This is a genomic window from Mongoliimonas terrestris (assembly GCF_001927285.1).
Classification (GTDB): domain Bacteria; phylum Pseudomonadota; class Alphaproteobacteria; order Rhizobiales; family Pleomorphomonadaceae; genus Chthonobacter; species Chthonobacter terrestris.
Genome location: NZ_MSIG01000004.1, coordinates 118,650 through 133,927, shown reverse-complemented (window position 1 = coordinate 133,927; position 15,278 = coordinate 118,650). Strand labels below are relative to the sequence as shown.

The 15,278-nt window shown below is 69.2% G+C and carries 12 protein-coding genes and 1 other RNA gene; 7 read left to right on the top strand and 6 right to left on the bottom strand.

Annotated features, from left to right (window positions below):
- Positions 1 to 194: 194 nt before the first annotated feature.
- Complete coding sequence (gap, locus tag BUQ68_RS07090; RefSeq protein ID WP_075215257.1) at positions 195 to 1,202, bottom strand: type I glyceraldehyde-3-phosphate dehydrogenase; 1,008 nt, start codon at positions 1,200 to 1,202, stop codon at positions 195 to 197.
- Between the two features lie 229 nt (positions 1,203 to 1,431).
- A complete protein-coding gene (gene tkt, locus BUQ68_RS07085; RefSeq protein ID WP_075215256.1) occupies positions 1,432 to 3,423 on the bottom strand; it encodes a transketolase in 1,992 nt (663 codons plus the stop codon).
- A gap of 365 nt (positions 3,424 to 3,788) precedes the next feature.
- Here tkt and BUQ68_RS07080 point away from each other — a divergent pair, with 365 nt between their 5' ends.
- The 6 genes from BUQ68_RS07080 to BUQ68_RS07055 all read left to right on the top strand — a co-directional run bounded on the left by BUQ68_RS07080 (position 3,789) and on the right by BUQ68_RS07055 (position 7,861).
- Positions 3,789 to 4,070: a DUF4164 domain-containing protein gene (locus BUQ68_RS07080; RefSeq protein ID WP_075215255.1), complete on the top strand. Its 282-nt coding sequence runs from the start codon at positions 3,789 to 3,791 to the stop codon at positions 4,068 to 4,070.
- Positions 4,071 to 4,073: 3 nt separating this feature from the next.
- Positions 4,074 to 4,445 carry a cell division protein ZapA gene (locus tag BUQ68_RS07075; RefSeq protein ID WP_075215254.1) on the top strand — a complete coding sequence of 124 codons (372 nt, stop codon included), beginning with the start codon at positions 4,074 to 4,076 and terminating at the stop codon, positions 4,443 to 4,445.
- Between the two features lie 464 nt (positions 4,446 to 4,909).
- A non-coding RNA gene (gene ssrS, locus BUQ68_RS07070) (6S RNA) lies at positions 4,910 to 5,066 on the top strand.
- Positions 5,067 to 5,192: 126 nt separating this feature from the next.
- The gene (locus tag BUQ68_RS07065) at positions 5,193 to 5,816 is read left to right on the top strand and encodes a 5-formyltetrahydrofolate cyclo-ligase (RefSeq protein ID WP_075215253.1); all 624 of its coding nucleotides are present in this window, start codon (positions 5,193 to 5,195) and stop codon (positions 5,814 to 5,816) included.
- 34 nt (positions 5,817 to 5,850) lie between these two features.
- Positions 5,851 to 6,669, top strand: a complete 819-nt coding sequence (locus BUQ68_RS07060) for a TIGR00282 family metallophosphoesterase (protein WP_075215252.1) — start codon at positions 5,851 to 5,853, stop codon at positions 6,667 to 6,669.
- Positions 6,670 to 7,111: 442 nt separating this feature from the next.
- Positions 7,112 to 7,861, top strand: coding sequence for a YebC/PmpR family DNA-binding transcriptional regulator (locus BUQ68_RS07055; RefSeq protein WP_075215251.1), 750 nt, complete (start codon positions 7,112 to 7,114; stop codon positions 7,859 to 7,861).
- Between the two features lie 200 nt (positions 7,862 to 8,061).
- On the opposite strand, the gene BUQ68_RS23615 is transcribed toward BUQ68_RS07055, so the two are convergent.
- Positions 8,062 to 8,235 carry a hypothetical protein gene (locus BUQ68_RS23615; RefSeq protein WP_175577756.1) on the bottom strand — a complete coding sequence of 58 codons (174 nt, stop codon included), beginning with the start codon at positions 8,233 to 8,235 and terminating at the stop codon, positions 8,062 to 8,064.
- Positions 8,236 to 8,454: 219 nt separating this feature from the next.
- On the opposite strand from BUQ68_RS23615, the gene BUQ68_RS07050 reads away from it, so the two are divergent.
- A complete protein-coding gene (locus BUQ68_RS07050; RefSeq protein ID WP_075215250.1) occupies positions 8,455 to 9,933 on the top strand; it encodes a methyl-accepting chemotaxis protein in 1,479 nt (492 codons plus the stop codon).
- Between the two features lie 1,249 nt (positions 9,934 to 11,182).
- Here the strand turns inward: BUQ68_RS07050 and BUQ68_RS07045 are convergent.
- The 3 genes from BUQ68_RS07045 to BUQ68_RS07035 all read right to left on the bottom strand — a co-directional run bounded on the left by BUQ68_RS07045 (position 11,183) and on the right by BUQ68_RS07035 (position 15,162).
- Positions 11,183 to 12,523, bottom strand: coding sequence for a globin-coupled sensor protein (locus BUQ68_RS07045; RefSeq protein WP_075215249.1), 1,341 nt, complete (start codon positions 12,521 to 12,523; stop codon positions 11,183 to 11,185).
- A gap of 444 nt (positions 12,524 to 12,967) precedes the next feature.
- Positions 12,968 to 13,999: a PAS domain-containing protein gene (locus BUQ68_RS07040; RefSeq protein WP_075215248.1), complete on the bottom strand. Its 1,032-nt coding sequence runs from the start codon at positions 13,997 to 13,999 to the stop codon at positions 12,968 to 12,970.
- A 413-nt stretch (positions 14,000 to 14,412) separates the two neighbouring features.
- Positions 14,413 to 15,162 carry a sulfite exporter TauE/SafE family protein gene (locus BUQ68_RS07035; RefSeq protein ID WP_075215247.1) on the bottom strand — a complete coding sequence of 250 codons (750 nt, stop codon included), beginning with the start codon at positions 15,160 to 15,162 and terminating at the stop codon, positions 14,413 to 14,415.
- Positions 15,163 to 15,278 lie beyond the last annotated feature (116 nt).

The window sequence follows — 15,278 nt, the reverse complement described above, 5'->3', positions numbered from 1 at the left end:
GCGAGCCGTTGAGCCGAACCGGTACCAGGACAATCCCCGAACCACCCCCGCACCCCCTCCCCCCTGGAGGGGGAGGGTTGGGGAGAGGGGGAGAACCGCCAACGCCGGACGTTCAGCCGCCGACACCCGTCGCCCGCGCCCTACCGCCCACCACAAGCGAAAAGCCCCGCCTCGCGGCAGGGCTCGTCGTCGTTTCAGAGGGTCTTGCCGAGCGCCACGGCGGTGTCCGCCATGCGGTTGGAGAAGCCCCATTCGTTGTCGTACCAGGAGAGGATGCGCACGAGCACGCCGTCCATCACCTTGGTCTGGTCCATGTGGAAGGTGGACGAGTGCGGGTCGTGGTTGAAGTCGATCGAGACGTTGGGCTCGGTGGTGTAGCCGAGCACGCCCTTCAGCGGGCCGTCCGCCGCCGCCTTGATGGCCGCGTTGATCTCTTCCACGCTGGTCGCCCGCTTGGCGGTGAAGACGAGGTCCACCACCGACACGTTCGGGGTCGGCACGCGGATGGCGACGCCGTCCAGCTTGCCCTTCAGCTCCGGCAGCACCAGGCCGACGGCCTTGGCGGCGCCCGTCGACGTCGGGATCATGGACATGGCCGCCGCGCGGGCGCGGTAGAGGTCCTTGTGCATGGTGTCGAGCGTCGGCTGGTCGCCGGTGTAGCTGTGGATGGTGGTCATGAAGCCCTTCTCGATGCCGACCGCATCGTTGAGGACCTTGGCGACCGGCGCGAGGCAGTTGGTGGTGCACGAGGCGTTGGAGATCACCACGTGCTCGCTGGTGAGCTTGTCGTGGTTGACGCCGTAGACGACCGTCAGGTCGGCGCCGTCGGCCGGGGCCGACACGATCACCCGCTTGGCGCCGGCCGTCAGGTGGGCGGCGGCCTTCTCGCGCGAGGTGAAGATGCCGGTGCATTCGAGGGCGATCTCCACCCCGAGGTCCTTGTGCGGCAGCTCCGCCGGATTACGGACCGCCGTCACCTTGATCGGGCCGCGGCCCACGTCGATGGTGTCGCCCGACACGGTCACGGTGCCGGGGAACTTGCCGTGGACGCTGTCGTAGCGCATCAGGTGGGCGTTGGTCTCGACGGGGCCGAGGTCGTTGATGGCCACCACCTCGATGTCGGTGCGACCCGACTCGATGATGGCGCGCAGCACGTTGCGCCCGATGCGACCGAACCCGTTGATGGCGACCTTGACAGCCATGCGCGTCACTCCTTGATCCAAGACTTCGCGCCCGGCTTGTTGCGGGCGGCGGCGGGTCCGCGCCTCGGGCGCGGGATGGGGGGCCGAGGGCGTGGATGGCCAGGGTTTATCCCCGTGCCGGTTTGCAGTCCACACCCCGTGGCGAAATTGCCTAACGCTACACCGGCGCCGGGGCGTTGTGCGGCGCGACAATAGTCGCGTCGGCAACCGCCCCGGAACCGGCTATCCCTCACGCCTTTGCAAGCGCGGCCTGCGCCTTGTCGGCCACCGCCTCAACGGTGATGCCGAAGTGGGCGTAGACCTTCTCCGCCGGGCCGGAGAGGCCGAAGCCCGACATGCCGACGAAGATCCCGTCCGAGCCGATGACCGCGTCCCAGCCCTGGCGGATGGCGGCCTCCACGGCGACCTTCACCTTGGCCGTGCCGATCACCGCGGCCCGATAGCCCTCCGGCTGGGCGGCGAAGAGCTCGAAGCTCGGCACCGAGACCACGCGCGTCGGATGGCCGGCGGCCTCCAGGATCGCCTTGGCGGCGACCGCGAGCGACACCTCCGAGCCGGTGGCAAAGAGCGACACCACCGCCTCGCCAGCCGCCGGCGCGATCTCGTAGGCGCCCTTGGCGACGAGGTTCTCCGCCGTCTCGGTCGTGCGGAGCGCCGGCAGGTTCTGCCGCGAGAGGGCGAGCACCGACGGCCGGGCCCGCTCGGTCACCGCCACCTCCCAGGCCTCCAGGGTCTCCACCGCGTCGGCCGGGCGGAACACGATGAGGTTCGGGATGGCCCTAAGCGCCGCCAGATGCTCCACCGGCTGGTGGGTCGGGCCGTCCTCGCCGAGGCCGATCGAATCGTGGGTGAGCACGTGGATCACCCGCTGGTGCATCAGCGAGCCGAGACGGATCGCCGGGCGGGCGTAGTCGGAGAAGACCAGGAAGGTGCCGCCGTAGGGGATCAGCCCGCCGTGGAGCGCCAGCCCGTTCATGGCCGCCGCCATGCCGAACTCGCGGATGCCGTAGTGGATGTAGCTGCCGCTGTAGTCGCCCGGCATCACCGGCGGCTGGCCCTTGGTCTTGGTGAGGTTGGAGCCGGTGAGGTCGGCCGAGCCGCCGATCATCTCCGGTACCGCCTTGTTGATCACCTCCAGCGCCATCTCGGACGACTTGCGCGTGGCGACCTTCGGCTTGGTGGCGACGAGCTCGGCCTTGTAGGCCGCAACCGCCGCGGCGAAGTCCGCCGGCAGGCCGCCCTTGATGCGCCGCTCGAACTCGGCCCGCACCGCCGGGGCCGCCGCCGCGAGCCGGGCCTCCCAGGCCGCCCGCGCGTCGGCCGAACGCCGGCCCGCCGCGCGCCAGTCGGCCAGGATCTCCGCCGGCACCTCGAACGGCGCCGCGGTCCAGCCGAGCGCCTGCCGGGCGGCCGCGATCTCGTCGCCGCCGAGCGGCGCGCCATGCACCGCGTGGCTGCCGGCCTTGTTCGGCGCGCCCTTGCCGATCACGGTCTTCGCCGCGATCAGCACCGGCTTGTCGGAGGTCTTGGCCGCCGCCAGCGCCGCCGCGATCTCGCTCGGGTTGTGGCCGTCGATGCGCGAAGTCGCCCAGCCGGCCGCTTCGAAGCGCTTCAGGATGTCGCCGGTCTCCGACAGCGACACCGGGCCGTCGATGGAGATGCCGTTGTCGTCCCAGATCACCACCAGCTTGTTCAGCTTCAGGTGGCCGGCGAGCGAGATGGCCTCGTGGCTGATGCCCTCCATCAGGCAGCCGTCGCCGGCGATCACATAGGTGCGGTGGTCGACGAGGTCGTCGCCGAAGCGGGCGTTCATCAGCCGCTCGCCGAGGGCGAAGCCGACCGACATGGCGAGCCCCTGGCCGAGCGGCCCGGTGGTGGTCTCGATGCCGGCGGCGTAGCCGAACTCCGGATGGCCGGCCGTCCTGGAGCCGAGCTGGCGGAAATTGCGGATCTCGTCGAGGCTCATGTCGGCGACGCCGATCAGGTGCAGCACCGAGTAGAGCAGCATGGAGCCGTGGCCGGCCGAGAGGATGAAGCGGTCCCGGTCCGGCCAGTAGGGGGCGGCGGCGTCATACTTGATGGCCTCTCCGAACAGCACGGCGGCGATGTCCGCGCAGCCCATCGGCATGCCCGGATGGCCCGACTTGGCCTTCTCCACCGCGTCCATGGAAAGGGCCCGGATGGCGTTGGCCATGGCCGGAATGGAGGACAGATCGGTCATGCTGGATCCTATCTCGCGCTAAGCGGTCAGTGGCGGACCGCCGTCATCCGCGTCCTTCGGAAGAACCCACCCGCGGCGGGGGCTTTCCCCTCGCGCGGGCGGCCTTCCGCGCCGCCGGCGAAGGCGCGGAGCGGCGGAAAACACGGACCAGAGCCTTGTTCGGCCGGATCAATAGCAGGCGGTAACAACCTGTCAACGCCGCGCCTTCGCGCCTCTTCCCGGCTGGCGCCACCAAAAAGGGTGACTTATCATATGTTTCTGACGTCCGGTTCGACCCTTGCGCGAGTGCGCCGGTGGCAACGCGGCGAGAATCGTGGTCAAACAGACGAGGACCGTCGTCGTCCGACGGTCGACGGAGGCATGGCATGGCCGATACGGTGTCGCTGGACGCGGCCCTTGCGACTCTCGACCGGGCGGTCGACCGTCTGGAAGCCGCTGTCGGGCGGCGTCAGGGCGCCGACCGCACCATCGCCACGCTGGAGGACGAACTGGCTCGCCTCGGCGAGGACCGCTCGCGCCTCGCGATGGACCTCGACGGCGCCATGGCGCGCTCCGGCCGCCTGGAAGACGCCAACCGCGAGGTGTCGCGCCGCCTCGTCGCCGCGATGGAATCCATCCGCGCGGTCCTCGACGCGCACGGCGGGTGATCCATGGCCCAGGTGACCGTCACCATCGCCGGCAAGACCTACCGCATGGCCTGCGACGACGGCCAGGAGGAGCACCTCCTCGGCCTCGCGAGCCGGCTCGACCAGACCATCGACCAGCTGCGCGGCGTGTTCGGCGAAATCGGCGACCAGCGGCTCACCGTGATGAGCGCCATCACGGTGCTCGACCGCATGGTGGAGACCGAACGCCGCCTCGACGCCCTCACCGCCGACCTCGCCGAGGCCCGCGCCGAGAGCGACCGCATGGCCGAAGCCCACGCCCTCCTGGAATCCCGCCTCGCCGACGCCCTCCTCACCACCGCCACCCGCATCGAATCGCTCGCCGAGGCGCTGGCAGGGGGCAAGCGGGAGGGGTGAGGCGAAGGAGCGGAGGGGGAGGCGGGAGGTCTGAAGGGAAGGGGCGGTGCGGGGACGCGAGAGGGCTGAGGCAAAAGGCGGTACGGAACGCGCAAGATCCGGCCCGATCCGGCGCCAACTCCTGGAGACCTTGGCGCTTCGAACGCCAAGCGTGCTGGAGAGCAGAGGTCGCTCGGTCGTATCCTGTCCATGTAATCCCGATCGTCACCCCGGCGAAGGCCGGGGCCCAACCGTCCCGTCCCCCTCCTCAACGTCACACCCTGCATCCGCGTCGGCTGGATCCCGGCTTTCGCCGGAATGACGCCGAACCGAACGCACCATTGCCACCATCGAGAAGCGCTTACGACCCTCCTTCATCGCCATGATCCGCGAAGGCGGACCACCCGCGCTTTCCTACCCACCTCGATCCACTCCTCATCCCCCCTCTTCCACTCCCCCCTCCGACCCCCTATATTCACTCCGTGACGTTGCTGCGCTTCGCGTCAGGAACTCTAATATCCCCGGGGCCTTACGATTCCCAAAGGGGGCTGTACCTGACCGGGCTCGTGGGCTCGGACAAACGGCTCCCACCTACGCTGTAGGTTCCCGGGATCGAACTTCCAACGGTCGCCGCGGGACGTCACACTCGCTACATCCGCCCGCCGGTCGCGCCGGTCAGGCGCGACACAGCGCATCGGCAGTCCCATCGTGCCGCCCGCCGGCCCCAGCGGCCTCGCGCCCGCCGACCGATCCCGCGGAGACCCGCCCTTGGCCGACCAGCCCGCCAGCCCCTCCCCGTCTGCTGATCCCACCGCCGAGGCTCTCGCCGTCCGCAAGGCGGCGCTCCGGGCCGAGAGCCTCGCCCGCCGCGACGCGCTGACACCCGCCGCGCGCGAAGCCGGATCGCGCGCGATCGCGGATCGGATCGCGGCGCTCGACCTTGCCCCCGGCACCGCCGTGTCGGCCTTCCTGCCGATCCGCTCGGAGGTGGATCTTCGCCCGCTGATCGAAGCGCTCCACGCCGCCGGCCACCCGGTCGGCCTGCCGATCATGCGCAAGCCCGACCTCGTCTTCCGCCGCTGGCTGCCCGACGTGGACCTCGTCCCCCTCGGCTTCGGCACCTACGGCCCGCCGCCGGAGGCCCCGGAGGTGGTGCCGGACGTCATGCTGGTGCCGCTCTCCGTGTTCGACCGCGCCGGCGGCCGGATCGGGTACGGCAAGGCCTTCTACGACATCACGATCGCGCGGCTTCGCGCCGAGGGGCGCGATCCGCGCTTGATCGGCGTGGGCTTCTCGGTGCAGGAAGCGGAGGCGGTGCCCATGGAGGCGCACGACGTGCCGCTTCACCTGGTGCTCACCGAGCGCGAGATCATCCGCCCCGCCGGCCGCTGAGCCGGACCCGTTCGACCAAGGAGCCCACCGTCCCATGCGCATGCTTTTCGTCGGGGACGTGGTGGGCCGGTCCGGCCGGACCGCCATCGCGGACAAGCTGCCGGGCCTCGTCGCCGACTACCGCCTGGATTTCGTGGTGGTGAACGGGGAGAATTCCGCCGGCGGCTTCGGCATCACCGAGGAGATCTGCCAGACCATCCTCGACGCCGGCGCCGACGCGGTCACCACCGGCAACCACATCTGGGACCAGCGCGAGACCCTCGTCTACATCGAGCGGGTCGACCGCCTCCTGCGCCCCGCCAACTTCCCCGCCGGCACGCCGGGGCGCGGCGCCAACCTCTTCGTCGCCCGCAACGGCGCGCGCGTGCTCGTCGCCAACGTCATGGGCCGCGTCTTCATGGACGCCCTCGACGATCCCTTCCAGGCGATCGAGCGCGAACTCGCCGCCTGCCCGCTCGGCGAGCAGGCCGACGCGGTGCTTGTGGATGTGCACGCGGAGGCGACCTCCGAGAAGCAGGCCATGGGCCACTTCCTCGACGGGCGGGCGAGCCTCGTCGTCGGCACCCACACCCACGTGCCGACCGCCGACCACCAGATCCTCTCCGGCGGCACCGCCTACATGTCCGACGCCGGCATGACCGGCGACTACGACAGCGTGCTCGGCATGGAGAAGGAGGAGCCGGTCAGCCGGTTCCTGCGCAAGATCCCCGGCGGCCGCTTCCAGCCCGCCATGGGCGAGCCCACCCTCTCTGGCGTCTGCGTGGAGGTCTCCGACCGCACCGGCCTCGCCGAAAAGATCGCGCCCCTGCGCCTCGGCGGGCGCCTCAGCGAGACCCGGCCGGATTTCTGGTAGGGCGTTGCCTCGGGTCTCCGACTAGAGCGCTTTCCGACCTGACGGAATCATCAGGTCGATAAGAAATCGCTCCAGATTCAATATCCTGGAGCATTGTCTCATCGACCAAGTCTTTCAACTTGGTCGGACATTGCTCTAGGAGATCCCGTCATCCCGGCGAAAACCGGGATCCAACCGTCCTTGTCCGTGGGCGTATTGGAACAAATGACATCCACCGTCGGCTGGATCGCGGCTTTCGCCGGGATGAGGGTTCGGGCGGGTGCCAGGGCAATGCAAACACTGACGGCCACAAGCCCCCCTTCGCCGTCTCTTTATTTCCGAAGGTCCAGCGCCTATAAGTCCGCCATTCCACGCTGGGCCGGACCGGCCCTCGACCTTGCCGCGGGCCGACGGGGGCCGACGCCCGTTCGCCCTCGCGGCTCAACATCATGCCGAGGCTCCGATGGCCGGACACAGTCAGTTCAAGAACATCATGCACCGCAAGGGCGCCCAGGACGCCCGGCGGTCGAAGATCTTCTCCAAGCTCGCCCGAGAGATCACCGTCGCGGCCAAGCTGGGCGGCGCCGATCCGGCCATGAACGCGCGCCTGCGCCTCGCCATCCAGAATGCGCGCGCCGACAACATGCCGAAGGACAACGTGGAGCGCGCCATCAAGAAGGCGGCCGGCGCCGACACGGACAACTACGACGAGGTCCGCTACGAGGGCTACGGCCCCGGCGGCGTCGCCGTCATCGTGGAGGCCCTCACGGACAACCGCAACCGCACCGCCTCCGCGGTCCGCTCCTACTTCACCAAGTCGGGCGGCGCCCTCGGCGAGACCGGGTCGGTCGCCTTCATGTTCGACCGGGTCGGCCAGATCACCTACAAGCCGGAGGTCGGCAGCGCCGACGCGGTGCTGGAGGCGGCCATCGAGGCCGGCGCCGACGACGTGGAATCCGGCGAGGAGGGCCACGTCATCCTCTGCGCCTTCGAAAGCCTCGGCGAGGTGTCGAAGGCGCTGGAATCCGCCCTCGGCCAAGCCGAAAGCGTCAAGAGCGTCTGGCGGCCGAAGACCGGCACCTCCCTCGACGAGGAGAAGGCGCAGTCGCTGATGAAGCTGATCGACACCCTGGAGGACGACGACGACGTGCAGAACGTCTACTCCAACTTCGAGGTGTCCGACGACGTGCTCGCCAAGCTGACCGCCGCCTGAGCAGAGCCGCACGACGCGCCCTTGGCCGCTCGAAGGCGGAGCGGCCGCCGCCGGCGTCCGGAGGCCCCGTGCGTGGGACCCGTCCGGACACCGGGGCGGCGGCGCGCATCGCCAGAACCAGTCAAGTCCGCGATGGGGACCGGCTTCGCCGTCCCGTCCCGCGATCGCGCACTGGCCGGGCCGCAGGGCCCGGGTCCGGCCTAGACGTCGGTGATCTTCATCGTGGCCAGGCGGCGTGCCAGGCGTCGATAATCCTCGGCGAGACTGCTGATCGTGTGCGAGACGGCGTTCACCGTTTCGAACTGGCGCGCGATGCCGTCCTGGCGCGCCTGCTGCGCATTGCTCGGCATGGAATGTCTGTAGGTCTCCGGCATGGGAACTGGCCTCCCTCAGGTGTCAATACCCGAGGTCTACGCGCCAACCACGCACCTGGATCGACAGCATTGACGTATATGTTGGCACTATAGGATTTGTGATTAATATCAACTGAATCTTCACTCCGCGCAAACATAGTGGACCTCGGCGGGAAGACACCTGCCGGCCGAGGTCGCAAGACGACGGTCGATCCCCTCCAAGCCTCGGATACTCCGTCGATGTCGCTCCTCAGCTTCCGTTCCACCTCGGATCGACTGTCTCCCACTCACTTCCGCGGGGTTGCCGACGCCTTGCCGGTGGCGGTGATGACCTGCCGGCCGACCGACTTCATCATCGACTACGCCAACCCGGCGTCGCTCGCGATGCTGGAGCGCATCCGCCACCTCATCAAGGTGGACCCGAAGGCCATCGTCGGCACCTCGATCGACATTTTCCACCGCAATCCGAGCCACCAGCGGACCATGCTGGCCAACCCGGCGAACCTGCCGCACAAGGCCACCATCAATCTCGGCGAGGAGATCCTGGAGCTCGACATCGCGGCCCTGCGCGACGCCCGGGGCTTCTACAGCCGCGCCGTCCTCGTCTGGCAGATCGTCACCGCCAAGGTGCGCGCCGACCAGGAGGCCGCCCGCCTCCTCCAGATGGTCGACAAGATGCCGGTCAACGTCATGACCTGCGATCCGAAGACCTACCGGATCAACTACGTCAACGGCACCAGCAAGGAGACGCTGAAGCGCATCGAACAACACCTGCCGGTGAAGGCCGACAACATGATGGGCACGTCCATCGACGTCTTCCACAAGCGGCCGGAGCACCAGCGCGCCATGGTCGGCGAGGGCACCCGGGCGCTCCCCCACAAGACGGTCATCACCGTCGGGCCGGAGCATCTGGAACTCAACGTCTCGCCCATCACCGGTCCGGACGGGCGCTATGTCGGCCCCATGCTCACCTGGTCGATCGTCACCGACCGGGTCAAGATCGCCGAGGACGTGGGCCAGATCGTCAGCACCATGAACGGCGTCGCCGCCAGCCTGGAGAAGGCGTCCGGCGAACTCGGCGCCGTCGCCCGCGACGCCCAGTCCAAGTCCTCCGCCGTGTCGGCCGCCGCCGAGGAGATGAGCGCCTCCATCCGCGAGATCAACCTGCGCATGAACGAGACCGCCCGCGTCAGCGAGGACGCCGAGCACCAGGCCCGGCTCTGCACCGAGCGCATGAGTAGCCTCTCCACCAACAGCGCGCGCATCACCGAGTTCACCGGCCTCATCGAGGCGATCGCCGAACAGACCAAGCTTCTGGCCCTCAACGCCACCATCGAGGCCGCCCGCGCCGGCGAATCCGGCAAGGGGTTCGCCGTGGTGGCCGCCGAGGTGAAGGCGCTCTCCGAGCAGACCGCCCGCGCCACCGAACAGATCCGCGCCCAGATCGTCGCCATCCAGACCGACACCGCCGCCGCCGTCACCGCCAACACCAACGTCAGCGAGGTGATCGGCAAGATCCGCGAGTTCACCACCGCGGTCGCCGGCGCCATGGAGGAGCAGCAGGCCGCCACCCAGGAGGTCGTCTCCCTGATCGGCGGCGTCAACCAGGCCGCCGCCTCCACCATCGCCTCCGCCGTCCAGGTCTCCGGCGTGATCGCCGAAGTCCAGACCGCCAACCAGGCGAACGCCCGCATCGAGACGTATCTGAAGCGGGAGTGAGCGGGCGGCAGGGGGGCTTCGGCAGTCGGGATTCGGGCTTCGGCGGTCGGGGTTCGGCAGTCGGGCTTCGGCAGTCGGGCTTCGGGAGTCGGGCTTCGGCAGTCGGGCTTCGGCAGTCGCGGTTCGGCAAAGTCGCGCATCGGACTTGAAACTCCGGAACCTCCAACCGTCATGGTCCGGTTCAGCCGGACCACCCACGCATTCCGCACAGTCACGGCGCCCACCCCCGCCGAAAAGCGTGGGTGGTCCGCCTGCGCGGACCATGACGATCGCGGCGCCCGCGCCATCCCCTTCGCATCCTGCCGGCGAACGGTGGACTCCGTGCCGAGCCCACAACGCTCACCCCCCACCACGACCAGCCGCCCTCCCCCCGTCTCCCCACCCGCCCCCGCTCGTCATGGTCCGGTTCAGCCGGACCACCCACGCATTCCGCACAGTCACGGCGCCCACCCCCGCCAAAAAGCGTGGGTGGTCCGCCTGCGCGGACCATGACGGTCGAGGCCCCCGCGCCATCCCCTTCGCATCCTGCCGGCGAACGGTGGACTCCGTGCCGAGCCCACAACGCTCACCCCCCACCACGACCAGCCGCCCTCCCCCCGTCTCCCCACCCGCCCCCGCTCGTCATGGTCCGGTTCAGCCGGACCACCCACGCATTCCGCACAGTCACGGCGCCCACCCCCGCCGAAAAGCGTGGGTGGTCCGCCTGCGCGGACCATGACGATCGCGGCGCCCGCGCCATCCCCTTCGCATCCTGCCGGCGAACGGTGGACTCCGTGCCGAGCCCACAACGCTCACCCCCCACCACGACCAGCCGCCCTCCCCCCGTCTCCCCACCCGCCCCCGCTCGTCATGGTCCGGTTCAGCCGGACCACCCACGCATTCCGCACAGTCACGGCGCCCACCCCCGCCGAAAAGCGTGGGTGGTCCGCCTGCGCGGACCATGACGAGCGCGGCACCCGCGCCATCCCCTTCGCATCCTGCCGGCGAACGGTGGACTCCGCGCCGAACCCACGACACTTCCCCCCCGACCAGCCGCCTCCCCCGTCTCCCCACCCGCCCCCGCTCGTCATGGTCCGGTTCAGCCGGATCACCCACGCATTTCCCCGGCCACAGCCCTCCCCCCAACCCACCGCCCGGATCGCCCGCCCGCACGCGCTCCCCGCACCCCCTCCCTCCCAAAACACCTGCGGCGGGACGCGCTCCCTGCGCGTCCCGCCGCATCGCGTCCGACTCGCTTGCCCGTGACCGGTCAGGCGGCTCTCACCGTGGAGAGGAAGCGCGTCACCTCCGTGCGCAGCCGTTCGGCCTGGGTGGCCAGGGTCTGCGACGAGGTCAGCACGTCCTTGGAGGCGGTCGCGGCTTCGCTTGCCGCCTTCGACACCCCGGTGATGTTGTTGGACACGTCCTCGGTCCCGCGGGACGCCTGATTGACGTTCTGGGCGATTTCGCGCGTCGCGGCGCCCTGCTGCTCCACCGCCGAGGCGATGCTGGTGGAGATGTCCTTCAGCTGCGAGATCACGCCGCTGATCTCCGTGATCGCCGTGACGCTGTCCGTAGTGGACGACTGGATCCCGGTGATCTGCGTGGCGATGTTGGACGTCGCCTTGGCGGTCTGGTCGGCCAGCTGCTTCACCTCGGCGGCCACCACCGCGAAGCCCTTGCCGGCCTCGCCCGCGCGGGCCGCCTCGATGGTGGCGTTCAGCGCCAGCAGGTTGGTCTGGGCGGCGATGTTGTTGATGAGCTCCACCACCTCGCCGATACGCTGGGCGGCGTTCGACAGTTCGCGGATCTGCGTCGCGGTCCGCTCCGCGTCGCCCGTCGCCTTCAGCGCCACCTTGGCGGCATCGTCCACCTGACGGCCGATCTCGTTGATGGACGAGGCCAGTTCCTCCGAAGCCGACGCCACGGTCGCCACGTTGGCCGACGCCTCCTCCGAGGAGGCCGCCACGGCGGACGATTGCGCCAGGGCCTGCTGGGCGCTCGCCGACATGGTCTGGGCCGTCATCTTGAGGCCGTTCGAGGCGGTCGCGATGCCCTCCACCACCGTTCCCACGGCCTGCTCGAACCCGGCGGCAAGCCCTTCCAGCATGCGGCTGCGCTCGGCCGCCGCGGCGATCGCGTAGGCCTCCATCAGCACCTCCACGTCCAGCCAGGCGGCGCGGCCGAGAGCGTCGAGCAGCGTGTCATGGTCCTTCATGGCACTGGTGGTCCGCCCGAACGCGCCCCGCGGCCGCTTGGCGTTCAGCTTCCGGGTGGTCACGTCGAGCACCGCGTTGTGGCAGAGCACGATGGAATGGGCCGGGATCTTCTGCTCCACGAAGGCCGTCGCGAAGCGGAGCGCCGAGTTGACGAACTCCTGGTCGAACGACCCCGTGGCGGCGCGCATCCAGTGATCGTAGCGCGCCCGGTGCATGGCCGGCGCCGACAAGGCCGTCACCACATCGGGCCAGTCGGCAAAGTGCTTCCGGCTCTCCACCAGAATGCCTTCCAGTTCCGCTTGCAGCGTCGGTGCCAGCGACTTGAGCACCGCGATTTCCGGTTGTCCGATCCTGAATGCGCGCAGCTGGCGAGTCACATCGATGGTGTTCATGAATCCCTTGCCCCGGTCGACTGTCTGGCCCAGGCACGACCAGTCCGGAAGGTGCCGCGCGGCCTTTCCGCATGGCCCCGAATCCTCCCGAACGTTGCCTGTCCTCGCTGACAGGATCGTCGGTTTATGTTGCCCGATGCTTTCCACCCGCTGATCTCATCGTCAGATTTACCGTGAAGAGAGATCGGAATTTAGTCAAACCGACGCTGTTCGTGGGTCACCGGTGAACCATTTCGGCCCAGATTGCGAAATCTCACAAAGACTACGTAGAAATACTTGAGAACGAAAACGCAGCGCGCCCGTTCGTGCGATCGCGCCGCCGCCCGCAAGACGATTTGTAAGACATTGGTTAACCATGATCGACTTGAGGTGCGTGTGCGTTGCGCCATCGCGCCCTTGGGTTGAGGCACGCGCCGCGGCGTCCCCGTCCCGGAACCGGGCCGTTCAGCGCGACGGAGGGCCGAGGGAGACACCCCGATGGCCGGCGCCATCCTCATGGAAACACACGCCTTCCCGCAGGAACGCCTCCAGGATGGCGGTGCGGGCCGCCTCCCCGATCGAGGCGATGCCGGTCGCCTCGGCCCGGCGCACCGTGGAGAGCGATACGCCGGCGGCCGCGGCCAGATCGGTCAGCGACCAGTCCAGGAGCCCGCGGGCCGCCCGCAGTTGAGCGGGCGCCAGACGGTCCGGGGCCGTTTGCGTGCGGACGGACGGCGCTTCGCCCGGCTCGGCGCTGATCGCGCCCACCCACATCTCCAGCGCGCCGCCGTCGCCCCGGACCGGGCGCGCCCGGCTCAGCACCGGCCCGTAGCGCCCGTCCGCCAGGCGCGTGCGATAGCGCGCCTCGAAGTGCTCCCCGTCCGCAACGGCCCGCCGCCAGGCTTCCAGCACCTGGGTGCGATCGTCCGGGTGCACCGCGTCGAGCCAGGCCCAGCACTTCCGCCCGCCCGCCCGGTCGAGGGGTCGCTCGCTCGCGTCGGCCGAAGCCGCCGCGCCCATGCCCGCCCCGTCCGGCCCCGCGGTCCACACCTCCACGCCGAGAAGATCGGCCAGGATGTCGAACCGTCGCCTCAGCTGCCGGTTCGCCCATTCCACCGCGTGCTCGGTGGTCACGTCCCGCACCACGCCCACCACCTGCGCCGGGTCGCCGGGCGTGCGGTAGAGGACCTCCGTCCGGCCGGCAAGCCGGCGCAGGCTGCCGTCCCGGCGGAGCACGCGGAAGCGTTCGCGGCTGAACCCGCCGTGCACCAGGAGATCGAGCGGATCCGACCAGGCGTCCCGGTCGTCCGGATGCAGCATGTCGGCGAAGAGCGTGAGGCTGACCGGCTCGCCAGGGTCTATTCCGAGCAGGCGATAAAGACCGACCGACCAGGACATGGTCCGATCCTCGACCGTCCAGATCCAGGCACCGAGGCCGGCATCCTCTTCCAGCAGCTTCAGGAGTTCGTAGGACGAAACGCGTCGCAGCGAATGCAAGCTCTTCCCCTCCTGGCGGGCGCGGATGGGTGGATGCCCGCGCGCACTCTCCGATCACCTTGCACGACGAGATCGATGAGAAAGCGCTCCGGGCTTCTGCCTCTGAAGCGATTTCCGATCGACCGGACGAACTCGTCAGAAAGGGACAGGCGCCCGAAAGGGCGCCGGTCGTTCCCATCGACGAATCAGCCGTGATCTACGCAAAATAGTGCATAAAACTTACATGAATCTACGATTGGATGTTCGATCCTGGCAAGCAGCACAAATCATGGGCGGTATACGCCTATTGAATGTCACTTGTGAGGACGATCCGCTTCGGCCGTGTAGGATGCCCCGCGGGCCCATCGGCCTCCATGCGGCACAAAAGCCGGACCGCAATCAATCGCTTGGTTCGAATGTCCCGCTTTCGGGACTCACCAGACCGGCAAGCCGAGCAGTCCGGCCACAGTGATCAACGCATAGGCAACACGCCGGTAGACGACCGGACTGGCAAGGCCGAAGAGCCCCGCGCCCATGGTCATGGCCACCGCGAAGACCGGCGCCATCAGCACCACCTTCAGCATCACCGCCCGGTCGATGAAGCCGCCCACCAGATAGGTGGCCAGCGTCGCCACCGTGCCGATGGCGAAGAACAGCATGGCCGACGCCCGGATCGTCTCCGGCGGCACCGATCGTCCGAGCCAGTAGAGGATGAGCGGCGGTCCGCCGATCTGGGCGAGCCCATTCAGAAAGCCCGATGCTCCGCCGACCGCGACGGCGGTGCCGGTGCCGGCCGCGGTCGGCACCTTCAGGCCGGCGGCGATCAGCGCCACGCCGGCAAGGACGGCGACGGAAATGGCCCAGCGCACCGTCACCGGGTCCGCATGGGCGAGAGCCACCGCGCCAAGCGGCGTCATCACGACGGCGCCCGCGGCAAGCGGCATCACCTCCCGGACGTTCGCCTTCGGCAGGAGGCGGATCACGAACGGGACGGCCACCGGAATGTCGAACAACAGGATGGTCGCCGCCGCCACCTTCGGCCCGAACAGGGCCGAGGCGATCGGCACGTAGAGGAGACCCGCGCCGAAGCCGGAGAAGCCGCGCACCAGTCCGGCCACGAACACCACCAGAAGCGCGATCTGCATGGATGGGTCGTGCAGGAGGGCCGCGAGGTCGGAAAGCATCGGAGGTCTCGCATGTCACCAGCCGCCGGCACGGACGGCCCGGTCTTCCTAGAGCGCTTTCCGACCGGACGGAATCGTCGGTCGAAAAGAAATCGCGCCAGACACGGAAATGAGCG